At 41.0% G+C, this 13995-nt stretch carries 13 protein-coding genes; 1 reads left to right on the top strand and 12 read right to left on the bottom strand.

Translation table 11 applies throughout. The annotated features are described in order from the left end of the window. A complete protein-coding gene (locus QM917_RS00965) occupies nt 1–564 on the bottom strand; it encodes a TIGR01440 family protein (RefSeq protein WP_153225322.1) in 564 nt (187 codons plus the stop codon). A gap of 774 nt (nt 565–1338) precedes the next feature. Further along, on the bottom strand, nt 1339–2076 hold the full coding sequence (gene mecA / locus QM917_RS00960) for an adaptor protein MecA (protein ID WP_315639738.1): 738 nt from the start codon (nt 2074–2076) through the stop codon (nt 1339–1341). A 124-nt stretch (nt 2077–2200) separates the two neighbouring features. On the opposite strand from mecA, the gene QM917_RS00955 reads away from it, so the two are divergent. Further along, nucleotides 2201–3679, top strand: a complete 1479-nt coding sequence (locus QM917_RS00955) for an oligosaccharide flippase family protein (protein WP_414284389.1) — start codon at nt 2201–2203, stop codon at nt 3677–3679. A gap of 167 nt (nt 3680–3846) precedes the next feature. Here the strand turns inward: QM917_RS00955 and QM917_RS00950 are convergent, their stop codons facing one another. The 10 genes from QM917_RS00950 to QM917_RS00905 all read right to left on the bottom strand — a co-directional run bounded on the left by QM917_RS00950 (nt 3847) and on the right by QM917_RS00905 (nt 13759). Next, a complete protein-coding gene (locus QM917_RS00950; protein WP_414284388.1) occupies nt 3847–5106 on the bottom strand; it encodes a TRZ/ATZ family protein in 1260 nt (419 codons plus the stop codon). Nucleotides 5107–5223: 117 nt separating this feature from the next. Further along, on the bottom strand, nt 5224–6972 hold the full coding sequence (locus tag QM917_RS00945; RefSeq protein ID WP_414284387.1) for an ABC transporter ATP-binding protein: 1749 nt from the start codon (nt 6970–6972) through the stop codon (nt 5224–5226). 1 nt (nt 6973) lies between these two features. Further along, nucleotides 6974–8698 (bottom strand): ABC transporter ATP-binding protein, encoded by a 1725-nt coding sequence (locus QM917_RS00940; RefSeq protein WP_414284385.1) that lies wholly within the window; start codon nt 8696–8698, stop codon nt 6974–6976. A gap of 49 nt (nt 8699–8747) precedes the next feature. Then, nucleotides 8748–9686, bottom strand: coding sequence for a peptide-methionine (R)-S-oxide reductase MsrB (gene msrB / locus QM917_RS00935; protein ID WP_414284383.1), 939 nt, complete (start codon nt 9684–9686; stop codon nt 8748–8750). A gap of 123 nt (nt 9687–9809) precedes the next feature. After that, nucleotides 9810–10679 (bottom strand): homoserine kinase, encoded by an 870-nt coding sequence (thrB, locus tag QM917_RS00930; protein WP_414284381.1) that lies wholly within the window; start codon nt 10677–10679, stop codon nt 9810–9812. A 1-nt stretch (nt 10680) separates the two neighbouring features. After that, nucleotides 10681–11967 carry a homoserine dehydrogenase gene (locus QM917_RS00925; protein WP_414284379.1) on the bottom strand — a complete coding sequence of 429 codons (1287 nt, stop codon included), beginning with the start codon at nt 11965–11967 and terminating at the stop codon, nt 10681–10683. A 140-nt stretch (nt 11968–12107) separates the two neighbouring features. Continuing rightward, a complete protein-coding gene (gene yaaA, locus QM917_RS00920; RefSeq protein ID WP_414284378.1) occupies nt 12108–12830 on the bottom strand; it encodes a peroxide stress protein YaaA in 723 nt (240 codons plus the stop codon). 234 nt (nt 12831–13064) lie between these two features. Next, entirely contained in the window at nt 13065–13199 is a 135-nt protein-coding gene (locus tag QM917_RS00915) for a DUF3953 domain-containing protein (protein ID WP_414284508.1), read from the bottom strand. Continuing rightward, nucleotides 13141–13263 carry a hypothetical protein gene (locus tag QM917_RS00910; RefSeq protein WP_265586419.1) on the bottom strand — a complete coding sequence of 41 codons (123 nt, stop codon included), beginning with the start codon at nt 13261–13263 and terminating at the stop codon, nt 13141–13143. The genes QM917_RS00915 and QM917_RS00910 overlap by 59 nt, the downstream gene beginning before the upstream one ends. An 85-nt stretch (nt 13264–13348) precedes the next feature. After that, a complete protein-coding gene (locus QM917_RS00905; RefSeq protein WP_414284507.1) occupies nt 13349–13759 on the bottom strand; it encodes a peptide deformylase in 411 nt (136 codons plus the stop codon). Nucleotides 13760–13995: the final 236 nt, after the last annotated feature.

Here is a 13995-nt window from a genome sequence, read left to right as displayed (position 1 = left end):
TTAAATCTTTCTAATGTGATCTATTGGATATTGAGCACGCGCCCCTCCAATGAGTTTTGGTCGACTAGCAAGTGCTGTCACATGAGCCAGACCAATCTCTCTTAAGACTGGTCGAATGGGTACCTGAACATGTTTGATATGCATACCGATAGCTGTATCACCAATGTCTAGACCAGCATCTGCCCTGATAAATTCGACCTCCACGGGATCCTTCATATAGCGAAAGGCGGCCAATTGACCAGAACCTCCTGCATGTAAGGTCGGGAGTACACTCACAATCTCCAACTGATGTTTTATAGCTACTTCTCGTTCAACAACTAAAGCCCGATTGACATGTTCACAACCTTGAACAGCCAGGTGAATTCCCTTAGCCGTCAACAGTTCCAACATAGTCTTGACAATAAGTTCACCGATTTCCTGACTCGAATCTTTTCCGATGTGTCCTCCCAGCACTTCACTCGAAGACAAACCCAAGACAAATAGTGCTCCCTCCTGTAAAGAAGCCTTGTCTAGTACATCTTCAAGAATCTGCTGTGTTTCTATTTGAATCCGTCTTTGGTCCATATTTCACCTCGCTTTTTTCATTCTATCATATCGTTTTTCATCAATTTTAGCAAGATTGGAAGACATAGGAATACCAATTGCTAGGATTCAAAAACTATATGAGGGCTCTTTTCAAAAACTGATTCAAATTTTATCTATTTTCAAATATAAACTAAAATTATACTTTGAAAACAAAAAAAATATAATAGTTTAGTAAAATCGTTGCTGTAGCAACATTTACACCTAAAAGATTTGTCAGTCAATTCGATTCTAAACTACCGAAAGTAACTTCCTCCATTCTACCCCATTTCTTACTTTTAAGCTACTAATTTACCTTATTTTTTGGACTTTTTTTCTACTTCGTACTAACCTTTGTCCATTCAGAAAATTTTCATGAAATTATGCTAAAATTTTAATTCTGCTATCAAATTATAATATAGCAATTTTTTGAATACAAACTGTATCCAATTTTTAAAAAATAGATTTTACAGAGAAGATAACAAAAGGCGGGGGGTGGGACAGAAATCGATAGACAAAGTCTCGATTTCGTAGTCCCAGCCCCGCGAGGATGATTAGGAGCTTTTTGGAGTCTAATACTCAATGAAAATCAAATAGCAAACTAGGAAGCTAGCCGCAGGCTGTACCTGAGTACGGCAAGGTGACGCTGACGTGGTTTGAATTTGATTTTCAAAGAGTATAAAAGACGAACAAAAAGTTCAATCATCTACCGCGTCAAAGTTTGATTGCTAATAAAAAGTGAGGTCGGGATCTTTTGTCCCAACCTCTTTTTCTAGATTAAACTTTTTGGAGTCCTTGGACAGCATCGTGGTTGATGATGATTTGACCGTATTCTTGGAGAACTGAACGGCTGATATCACTATCATCAGCAAATTCACGCATGCGAGCCAATAACCAAGCTGGATAAAGACTTGGATGATCTTCTACATCAACCAAAACTGTTAGATAGTATTGGTCGTTCATTTTGTAAAGTTCTGAAGTCTCCATTTGGTAGTCAACCGTTTTGGCAAAAGAAACCAAACTAGCTAAATTGTCAAAACGTAAGATGTAGTAGATATACGGTTCTCTTTTTCCTTCTTCTACTTCAAGGACTTCATCAAGCGCTGCTTCCTCTTCCTTTTCAACCTGTTCTAAAGATTGAATGGCTTCAATATCGTCTTTAGTTTTTTCTGCCATGGTTTTCTCCAAGGTTTTCAAAAACTCATCTGGAGACATTTTAGCCAACTCATCCATATCAGGAAGGTCTGCCAAATCGTCAAAATCCAAATTCTGGTCGATCTTAGACTTAGTTACAAAGACGTCGACCTTATCAGGCTTCGGTGTTACTCGGAAACTAAGCATGCCTGTATCCAAAAAACTATCTGGCATTTCTAGTTCATCCAAAATTGCGTAGAAAAATTCTTCTGTTTTTTCTTGTGGAACGAGAAAGTCTGCGATTTCCATCCCTCGATCCATCAAATCCTCTAAAGACATGGTGATCTTTAATGTCGTATCACTGATTTGTTTCATTTTCATAGTTCGTAACCTCATACTTTCAGTTCTATCTATTATACAAGATTTCATAGATTTTATCAAAAGAATGGCGTTGGAATGTGATATAATACTAGTATCTATTTTAGAATATAAGAAAGAAAGTTTCATGAAAAATATAAAAGTTAATGCTTTGGCTAGCTTGCTGGTCAACATCTTGAATATCGTTTTTCCTTTGATTACTAATCCCTATTTAACGCGGATTCTTAGTAAATCCAATTACGGTTACTTCAACACTGCCAACACCTGGGCAAGCTTTGTCATTCCACTCGCTGCCTTTGGGATTTATAATTATGGGATTCGAGCTATCAGTAAGGTTAAGGATGACAAAAACAAGATCAATTATGTCTTCTCTAAGTTGTTCTATATTTCGCTAATTACTTCAGCTGTAACAACAGCTATCTATTTCCTCTTTATTCATTTTGATACTAGTATTGTCAATCTGAAAATCCTTTACTATATCCTTGGAATTCAAGCCCTCTTCCAATTTCTGAATATCGAGTGGATGAATGAAGCCTATGAGAATTATTCATTTATCCTTTATAAAACACTGGTTATTCGTATTGGAATGTTGGTCGCTATCTTCGCTTTCGTTAAGACTCCTGATGATATTGTTCCCTATGCCACAATCATGAGTGCAACAACCATTATCAACTATCTGCTCAGCTTCCTATGGATTAAACGAGAGGTTTCCTTTGTTAAGATTGAGTTCATCGAACTTCTCAAGTCATCTAAACCACTCTTAACCATGCTCCTTCTAGCAAATGCTAATATGCTCTATACCTTGCTAGACCGTATGTTTATTACCAAAGGACCTGATGAGAATTACATCTCATACTACACCATCGCCTCCAGTATCGTTATGCTGATCGCTAGTGTCCTTAGCGGAGCTATCAACGTCAGCATCCCACGACTTGGTTATTATCTAGGAAAAAAAGATTTTACTTCTTATAAAAATTTGGTCAATCAGGGCGCATCCCTCTTTTACTTCCTCATGATTCCTACCAGTATTGGTATTATGGTTTTGGGAACCTATGCTACAGTTATTTACTCTTCTGAGAAATATCTTGAAGCAGGAATTGTAACAAGTGTCTTTGCCTTTCGTACCATTATCTGGGCCATCGAATTGATCCTTGCTAAACAAATTATCTTTATCAATGACCATGAAAATCATTTGACTGCTTTCTACTTTATCGGAGGTGGTGCAAATATTCTATTTAACTCCTTGCTGTTTTTCAATAATATCTTCACTCCTGAATACTACATTGGAACAACCGTTCTAGCTGAAGCAATTGTGGTTCTGCTAGAGATTCGCTTTATTAGGAAGTACAAACTATTGGATTTGAAAGAGATTTTTACAACCTTAACTCGCTACACAATCGTGTCACTCGGTTTCATCCCAATTTATTTTGTTTTTAAAACCCTCTTCCAAGTTCATAGCTACGAAGTTACGATGAATATGATCTGCATGGTTCTTTCTACAATCGCAGCTTGTGGCATCTACTACGCTATCACACTCTTTTTTATCAAAGATAAAACACTTCATTATGCGCTTGACCTAGTTCGTGCTAAGATTAAAAGAGGATAAAGATCTGTATCCCTCTCAAAAATGTTCAAATTAAATATTATGTAACAAAAAGAAGACCTTACAGAGTCTTCTTTTTCTATATAGCCTACACAACTCAATAAACTTGTTAGAGCATACTAAGTCAAGACAACACCGACCTAGCTTTAAAAAATTAGAAAGAGTATCACTTACAAATCTACTGTTAGTACCTTCCCTGCTCTCACGACTTGCTCACCTGCAATGTAGACGTCATCAACATCACTGGATTTGACAGCATATACTAGGTGAGACAGCATGTTTTCTTGAGGTTGGAGATGGATTTTTCCTTGCGGTTGGATAACGAGAAAATCTGCTTGCTTGCCGACTTCTAGACTACCAATCTCATCTTCCATTCCCAACACCTTAGCTCCTTCAATCGTCAGTGCCTTGAGGGCTGTTTCAATAGGAAATTGACTGGCATCACCGCTCTTCATTTTCTGTAAAAGGGCCGCCGTGCGTCCTTCCTCAAACATATCAAGATTATTATTAGAAGCAACAGAGTCCGTAGCAATACCAACTGGTACTCCTGCCTTTTGAAGTTGGATAATCGGTGCAATTCCTGAAGCTAATTTTAGGTTGCTAATAGGATTGTGGGCGATAGCGACTTGCGAATCTGCCAAGCGGGTAATTTCTGCTTCATTTAACTCAACACCGTGAGCAAAGACAGCTTTATGGTCTAAATACCCAAGTTCATCTAGAAAGGCTAGTGGGTGTTTGCCATAGCGTTTCAGGATAATCCCTGACTCTTCTTTTGTTTCTGCAACGTGGATATGGAGTGGAATATCTTCTTCTTTTGCTAGGTTCAAGCTAGCTTCTAACAATTCTCGACTACAACTGTAGGGCGAATGAGGGGCCACCATGACCTTGAAATTGGGATCCCGATATCCTTTGATTGTCTCGATAACAGCACTCGTTCTGGCTATAGTCTCATCAGTCGTCTCCACATCTGAAGAAAAGAGGGTTGGAGAAAAATAGCAACGCATCTTGGAGGCCTTGATCGCTTCATAAATCTTCTCTATCTCCACACCATTGGGATTATACATATCATTGAAAGTTGTCGTTCCTGATTGGAGCATCTCTGTTAGCGCCTCTTTGACAGCCTTTGTGGTCATCTCTGGTGTGAACTCTGCTTCTGCCGGCCAAATATAGTCCTCTAGCCATTCGTGGAGATTGCTATCATCACGAATGCCTCTCAAGCCTGTCATGGCAGAGTGAGTATGGCAGTTAACCAAGCCAGGCATAATCCAGGCACCCTGACAGTCTATGATTTGATCTGCTTGTTTAAGAATCTCTTGATTTTCCTGACCGACATAGACGATTTGAGAATTTTCAAGAGCCAAGATACCATCCAAATAGACGTGGAAATCTTGGTCACAAGTCACGATATTTACATGCTGAAAGACTTTCATCCCTAGGCTCCTTTTCTATATAAGTATTCATACTGGATAATTTTTCTAGCTATTGTAACAAAAAAGTCACCCGAAGGCAACTTTTACTTTGTATTTGCTTAAGAAACTAGGCAAAGTCTATTCTGGACTAAAAGCCGCTGCTTCTTGCATTTGATAGTATTTGCCTTTTCTCGTCATGAGTTCCTGATGATTGCCATATTCGACAATATCTCCATCGACCAAGACAAGAATCAAATCAGCATCTTGAATGGTCGATAAACGGTGGGCAATGATAAAGCTTGTCCGCCCTTTCATGAGTTTGGCAAAGGCGTCCTGAACCAGCACCTCTGTCCGGGTATCGATGGATGAAGTCGCCTCGTCTAAGATCAGAATCTTAGGAATGGCTAGAAAGACACGGGCAATGGTTAAAAGCTGAGCCTGACCAACAGACAAGGATTCCCCTGCATTTTCAAGCTTGGTATCATATCCCTGTGGCAATTGTTGGATAAAGAAATCCGCATTTGCTGCCTTGGCTGCTGCAATGACCTGCTCTCGGCTAGCATCAGAATTGCCAAAGGCAATATTGTCATGAATGGTTCCCTGCTTGAGCCAAGTTTCTTGAAGTACCATCCCAAACTGCTGTCGAAGAGATGCTCTAGTATAGTCGTAAATAGAATGACCGTCTAGCAAAATATTTCCTGAGTTAATCGGGTAAAAACGCATGAGGAGATTGATAAGGGTAGACTTTCCAGCACCCGTTGGTCCAACGATAGCAACCTTACTACCAGCTGGAATATCAATAGACAAATCCTTGATCAAGATTTTTTCAGGATTGTAACCAAAAGAAACATGCTTAAAGGAAATAGCTCCCTTGACTTGGTCGCTGTTCAATTCTTTAAGACCAGTTTCTGTAACCTCTGGACTTTTTAGAACAGCATAAACACGTTCTGCACAAGCTAAGGCACTCTGCAATTCGGCTAAGACTGATGAAATATCGTTAAAGGGCTTGGTGTACTGCTGCACATAGTTCAAAAAGGTCACTAAACGCCCAACCGTCAAAGTAGAACCCGCCATGATGCGCAAGGCTCCAACACCAGCTAGTAGGGCATAAATGAAGGCATTGACAAAACGGGTGGAAGGATTGACTGTCGATGAATAAAAGATAGCCGACTGAGAATAGCCTGCATAGCTATCATTTGCCTCATGAAGTCTCTCGATAAATTCTTCCTGAGCATTGAAGGACTGGATAATATTCTGTTGGGTGAGCGATTCTTCTATCAACTGAGTCTGAATCCCCCTAGTCTCTGTCTGCTTTTGAAAGAGATGGTAGGATTTCTTAGCGATAAAGCGTGAAATGACCATAGATAGAGGCGTTAAGAGCAGAACCAAGAGAGTCATCAATAGATGGATTTGGAGCATAGCAAGGATGCTGACCAAAATCATCAAAACTCCTATGAAAAATTGGTTGAAAATCATATTCAGACCCGCTGCCAACTGCTCGATATCTGTCGTTACACGGCTGACCATTTCCCCACTACCTTGTCTATCTACAAGGGCAATCGGAAGACGATGGAGCTTTTCAATGATTTTTTCGCGCAATTCTCTGGTATAGGAAAAAATCAGTCGATTATAGAGGAGAGGATTGGCCCATTGTACCAGCGTATTCCCAATAACCACCAAAATCATCTGGAGGAAAATCTGCCAAAATAGCTGGGATGAACCATCGACTAGGACTTGGTCAATCACCTGTCCTATCAAGATTGGTAGATAAATTGATAGGGCTACCTGAGCAATGGTACCCAAGAAAGCCAGGAAAAGAAGGACGGGATGGCCAGCTAAATCTTTTGCTAATCGTTTAAGGGTTTGACTTGCATGTTTGCCTTTCATTCTAGTCCTCCTTTCCATGTTGGGATGCATTGATTTCACGATAGACTTGGCTAGTCTCCATCAATTCCTCATGATTTCCATGCGCTAATTGCTCCCCTTTCTCTAAAAGGAGAATTTGATCAGCAATCTTCAAGGTTGAAGTTCGTTGGGAAATCAAGATCAAACTGGTGTTTGGTAGCTTATCTTGAACAGCCTTCAGAAGATTGGACTCAGTAATGGTATCAAGAGCCGAAGTAGCATCATCCAAGATGAGGAATGGTGCTCGACGCAAGACTGCTCGGGCAATCGATAAACGTTGCTTTTGCCCACCTGAGAAATTACGACCACCTGCTTGAACCTCTGCGTCCAGCTGACCTTCCTTGTCACTGACAAAATCCTTGGCCTGGGCAATTTCTAAAGCCTGCCAGAGTTCTTGGTCAGAGACTGGCTCTTCCATACCCAAAGTCAAGTTGGAACGAATGGTTCCCTTAAAGAGTTCAACCTTTTGAGGAACATAGGCCATCCAAGATCGCCATTCAGAAAGATCGCGAGGACTACGTCCATCTCGATAAAGGGAAATACTTCCCTTATCTGCCAGATAAAGGCCAAGTAGGATCTGGACCAAGGTTGACTTACCAGAACCAGTCCCCCCGATGATTCCAAGAATTTCCCCTTCTTTCATTCTAAAAGAAATATCTCTCAGAGAAGGTTGAGCAGCATCTGGGTAGGTAAAGCTCAAGTGATGAACATGTAGAACTTGATTCTCAGGCATTTTTCCTGCTTGAATCTCAGAACGAATATCTTCAGGTTCTTCAGCAAATACTTCTTCAATCCGCTTGGCAGAAATATAGGACTGGTTGAGTGAATTAATGAGCAGGGCTAGTTTTATCAACTCTACCAAGATTTGTAGGAGATAGTTGATTAAGGCAATCAAGGCACCTTGACTGAGCCAGCCTCCCTGGATAGAAATATAACCATTCCAGATAATCACCAGCAAAGTTCCATTTACGATCAAATAGGTTAAGGGGGTCAAGAGACTGGAACAGTAGCCTGTTTTCATTTGGATAGCTGTATAGACTTGATTGAGTACTTGAAAGTTCTCGATTTCTCGTTTTTCTTGGCCAAAGGCACGAATCACACGCATCCCTTGTATCTGTTGGCGTGTTTCCTGAACCAGCTGGTCTGTTTTCTTTCTCAAGCTACTGTAAAGAGGATTAACCAAGCGTGATAACACGACAATGACAAAGGACAAAATGACAACCATGACCAAAAACCAGAAGGTCAATTCAGGCGAGAGACGATAAGCCATAAAAATGGCACCGAAAACAATAATAGGAGCCCTTAAAAATAAGCGCAAGAATTGATTGATTCCCGTTTGAATCTGATAGGTATCTGATGTCAAACGCGTCACCAAACTCGAAGTCGTTAAACGGTCTCTACTATCCTTGGGCAATGAAAGAATATGACGATAGAGGTCATTGGTCAACTCCTTGGCAAATCCAACCGCTGCCTTGGCTGAGTAAAATTGGGCCACTAAGGCGACTAGGACACCGATGACTGCAAAAACAAAGAGGAGGCCCATTTGCATCCACAGATGACCCTGATCTTTTTGAGGGATGGATTGGTCAACAATTCCAGCTATCACCATGGGTACCAAGAGTTCAAAAACGGCTTCTAGCAGTTTAAACAGAGGTGCTAGGAAAGACTCCTTGAGGTAGGGTTTAAAGTAAGAAAGTAATTGTTTCATATGTCCCTTCTATTTTCAAAATGAAGAAGGTGGAAAAACCACCATCTTTTTATTTGTTCAAATATGGAAGTAGGTAGCCATAACCAGCCTCTTCCATTTCATCCTTAGCAATGAATCGTAGAGAGGCAGAATTGATACAATAGCGTAAACCACCTAGTTCCTGAGGTCCGTCTGTAAAGACATGTCCCAAGTGGGCATTCCCCGAACGTGACCGAACTTCGATACGCTCCATACCGTGACTCAAGTCCTGATAGTAATGGATGAGTTCCTTGGAGATAGGTCGGCTAAAGCTTGGCCAACCACAGCCTGAGGCAAACTTGTCCTTAGCAAAGAAGAGGGGCTCTCCCGTCGTGATATCGACATAAATTCCTTCCTCAAAGGTTTGATCATAGGCATTGCTAAAGGGAGCTTCCGTAGCAGCTTCTTGGGTGACACGGTAGGACTCTTCTGACAAATTTTCTCGTAACGTTGCCTGACTAGGCTTTTCATAGTTGGCGGCATCTATCAGTGGTTTTTCAGCATCTCTCACATCAATGTGGCAATAACCACCAGGATTTTTCTTGAGGTAGTCTTGGTGATAGTCTTCAGCCAGGATATAGTGACGGAGTTTCTCCACTTCTACCGCTATCTTGCGACCGAGCATGCGCTCCTGCTCTTGGACAAGAGCATAGATAGTCGGTAAATCCTTTTCATCTAGGTAATAAATCCCTGTGCGGTACTGACGACCACGGTCATTCCCTTGTTGGTTGAAAGATAAAGGATCAATGACTCGGAAATAATAAAGCAAAATCTCACGGAGCGACACTGTCTTTTCATCATAGATAACTTGCACAGTCTCTGCGTGATCTGTTTCTTTAATTAATTGATAATTGGTAGTTTCTACCTGACCATTAGCATAACCAACACTGGTTTGCAACACTCCAGAAATACGGGAAAAGTATTCCTCCAAGCCCCAAAAGCAACCACCTGCTAGATATATTTCTGCCATCTCATACCCCCTTGACCATCTATCGGTCAGCAAAAGTGGGAAACATTTCATATCCCATCTTTCATTTTCAAAAAAAGGATAGGAAGCCCTCTAATAGAGAGTTTCCCCATCCTATCGCTATATTTATTTTTCTTCAACGCGCACGCCTTGTGTGTCTACTTGCAAATCATGAAGCTTGCCTTTGAACGGTTGTTTTTCAAGCTCTGCCTTAATCTTCGGCATCTTATCAGGCTCAGCTAGAACCATGACCGTAGGCCCAGCACCAGACAAGTAGGTCGCATAAGCACCGTTTCTCTTAGCAACTTTTTTAATTGTCGCAAATTCTCGCACCAAATCTTGACGATAACGCTCGTGGAAAAGGTCACTCTCGATAGCTTGGCCAGCTTTGACCATATCTCCTGTCAGTAGAGCTGCGATAGCCACATTGGCGATAGAACTTGCTGCAACAGCTTCCTTGTATGATAATTTCTTAGGCAAGACACCACGACTATCGCGAGTTCGCAATTCATAGTTTGGAATATAAGCTAGGAAAGCACACTCTGGGAAGGGTGCTACCACTGCTGAAACCTGATCTTCGACTGAGCTCGCAATGACCAGATTACCATAGATAGCCGGCGCAACATTGTCAGGATGCCCTTCGATCTTAGTCGCCAATTGCAATTTTTCATGCTGGCTTAGCTTCAAATTTCCAAGTTGGTTTGCTAGTTCAATCCCTGCAACGATGACCGAGCTCGATGAACCTAGCCCACGTGCAAGAGGAATATCGCTGACCATCTTCAGACGTCTTGGTTGTAAGTCTGGAACAATTTGTAGAGCAATCTTCAGCAAAAGATTACGTTCATCACGTGGAATCCATTTACCTAATTGGTGCTCGATCATCCATTCTTCACGTTCTTCACAAACCTGAATTTCTAGATACTTCGTTACAGCTACACCAACCGAGTCAAAACCTGGACCCACATTGGCACTTGTAGCAGGTACAATAATCTTCATCTTAGTCTCCTAAAACCTTGAAGGTGTTGAGAAGTTCAAATTCAGCTACACCCTTCAAAGCTGCTGTAATATTTTCAAGTTGTGCCTTGTTGATTTTATGAGTGATGATGACAACACGAGCCTTGCCTTCTTGCTTACCATCTTGCAAGATTTGCTTGAAGGAAATATCTTCTGCATTAAAGAGCTCAGCCAATTTCAAGACTTGACCTTTTGAATCTGGAGCCAAGATTGAGAAATAGTAGTTGGCTTTGACATCTTCTGGCTGAGCCAAAACAAGGTCACGATGATATTCGTTGAAGGCTTTTCCAATTGTACTGTCATTCAAACGACGAACGATACGAACGATATCAGCTACGACACTCGTCGCAGTTGGTTTTTGTCCGGCACCTGGTCCGTAGTACATAGATTCACCGATACCAATAGACTCCACAAAGACTGCATTCATGACACCATTGACACTTGCAAGTGGGTGAGCCTTAGGAAGGAAGGTTGGTGTAACCTCGGCAGCGATTCCAGATGGTGTTTCTTCGATAGAACCTACTAATTTAACCACATACCCAAGATCTTGGGCAACTGCCACATCCTCTGGAGTGATGTTGCGGATTCCTTGATGGGCCACATCTTCAAATTTGACATTCATTCCAAAAGCAAACTGGCTGAGGATGACCATCTTGTAGGCTGCATCAATCCCGTCAACGTCATTGGTTGGGTCGCTCTCAGCAAAGCCAAGTCGTTGGGCTTCTGCTAAAGCATCCTCGTAAGACCAACCTTCGGTTACCATTTTAGTCATCATGAAGTTAGATGTTCCGTTGACAACACCAAGAACACGTGTGATTTTGTCTGATGCTAGTGAGTTAACCAAGGTACGAAGGATTGGAATTCCTCCCGCAACAGCTGCTTCATAGTAAAGAGCAACATTATGAGCTTTGGCAATCTCAAGCAATTCTGCACCATGAACAGCCAAAAGGTCCTTGTTGGCTGTCACGACATGTTTCCCTGCTTCTAAGGCACGAGTAATAAAAGTTTTAGCAGGCTCGATACGTCCCATCAACTCAACAACGATCATAATGTCTTTGTCTGACAAGATTTCATCGATATTTGTTACAAAATTAAAATCATTTCCTGCTTCAAGCAAGCGTGCTTTCTCTTCATCGTCTTTGACCAAAACCTTGGCTACTTCAATTTCTGAATGTGCTGCTTGAACAATTTTTTCTTTATTTTCCTTTAGCAAGAATGGCACACCACTGGCTACTGTACCAAATCCAAGTAAAGCAATCTTAACTGACATGTTTGTCTCCTTGAAATTTTCTAATAGTCCTATTATACCAAAATTGTGAGAAAATTCCTACCATTCTAAACTAAAAATAGAAGCATCAAATCATAAAAAAGCCTGCCCTGATACAATTTAGGACAGGATCTATTTTCTATCTATTTTACAAAGACCATTTCCTTGTCACTAGACAGGTCTTCTCGATAATTGAAACCCGCAAAGCTGAGCTTTTTAATCTCTTCAATCGAGGTTACCTGATTTTCCATCAAGGCTGTTAAGAAAGCCCCTCTAGCTTTTTTAGAAATGGTTGAGTGGATTTTTAGTTTTCCATCTCTTTCTTCCATAAACTTGAAGGTCACCATTTTCTCACGGATTTCTTTAGGAAAGACAGTTTCAAACTCTGAAGACAAGAGTGAAAAGATTAACTTCTGGTCTTTCATTGACTCTTCATAGGCCACCTGCCAATGATTTTTCAGGCTTTTCCCAGCAACTTTAAGCTTCATCAAAAAGTCCAGTCTGTGAGGTGCAATCGGCGCAAAGGCTGGGATCACACCATAGAGAGCTGACGTTATCATGAGGTGTTTCACCAGATAGGCTTGTTCAGCCTTGCTTAGATTGTCCCGTTTGATGTTGCGATACATGAGTCCATCAAAGAGGTGCAAGGCTGGATAGTTTGTAGCCGTTCCATTTTTCAAAGCCTGGATATGGTCATACTCCTCTTGTGCTTTTTCAGCAGAAATTTTGTAAAAACTTTCCAGCTCTTGGGCAGAATATCTGGCCAATTCATACAGCACTGCCTGACTTTCAGGACGTAATGGCCTAGCCTCTAAACTAGGGATTTCGGTATTCATTTCTTTTGCAGTTGGGATTAGAATTTTCATAGTGTTAGTGTAGCATATTTTTTTAGGACTACCAAGGATTTGTACTTAAAAGAGAGTGGGACAGAAATCGGTAATTCGTTAGAATTCGATTTCGTCGTCCCACCTCCGCACAGTTGAGTAGGGTTGTAAAAGCTGATGAAATCAGCGTAGTAGAGCCCACTCAACCACTGCGTCTTGCTCGACAATCCAAAGACAATTGAGAGGCTAGGACTTTTGTCCCAGACTCTTCTTTCCTTATTTTTGCAATCCTAACCAGATTGCAAAGAGAACTAGTGCTGTCCCAAGGCAGCTTGCCAAGATAGATGACAGATTAAACTTTTTCTCCTTTAGATGAGAAAATCCTATCTTCAAAGCGAAAAGACCAAGCAACATCGAACCAATCATCAGATAAAATCCCATTTGACTGTCCTCCATTTATTATTCTTTCTTTCATTATCACAAATTTCAAACAAGAGTGCAAGAAAAACGAGGTTGTTTCCTTAAGCTTGAAGGATGTACCCTGATCTGGGATACAAAGCCTATATGATAATCCCTTCCAAATGATCCAATTCATGCTGACAAATCTGAGCAGGAAATCCTGTCAGGATAATGGTTTGCTCTTGCCAATGGATGTCTCTGTAGCTTACTGTAATTTTTTCATACCGAGTTGTTGGTCTCACTCCTGTCAAAGACAAACAACCTTCCTCTGTTTCGTATGACCCTTCAAAAGATTTGAGAACTGGATTAAACATAACCATGGGAATCATTCCGATATTAAAAATAATGACGCGCTTTTGTACCCCAATCATATTGGCCGCTAGTCCAACACAGGTTTCTCGGTTGGCCTGTAGAGTATCCTGCAAATCCTTTGCTAGGGGTAAATCTTCCTGACTAGCAGGCTGGGATACCTGCGACAAAAACAAGATATCTTTTACTATTTTCTTTTCCAAGATTCTTTCCTCCATGCGATATCATTCTCCTTGATTATAGCATAAAATCTTTGTCAGTTTACCTTTATATACAAACAAAAAGCCATCCGAAGATGACTTTTCATAATGCGGCTCTATAATATTTGTAGTGGGTAAATCCCCTATAGATATTATGGAGCCTATTTTGTTGTAGAAAAAAAGTCCCATATGACCTATAATGAAAAGCGACAAAACAACTCATTAGAAAGATTCATATG

The organism is Streptococcus infantis, from assembly GCF_047460685.1.
Lineage (GTDB): Bacteria > Bacillota > Bacilli > Lactobacillales > Streptococcaceae > Streptococcus > Streptococcus infantis_AD.
The sequence above is the reverse complement of the archived record's forward strand: the minus strand, read 5'-3'. Positions and strand labels throughout refer to the sequence as shown.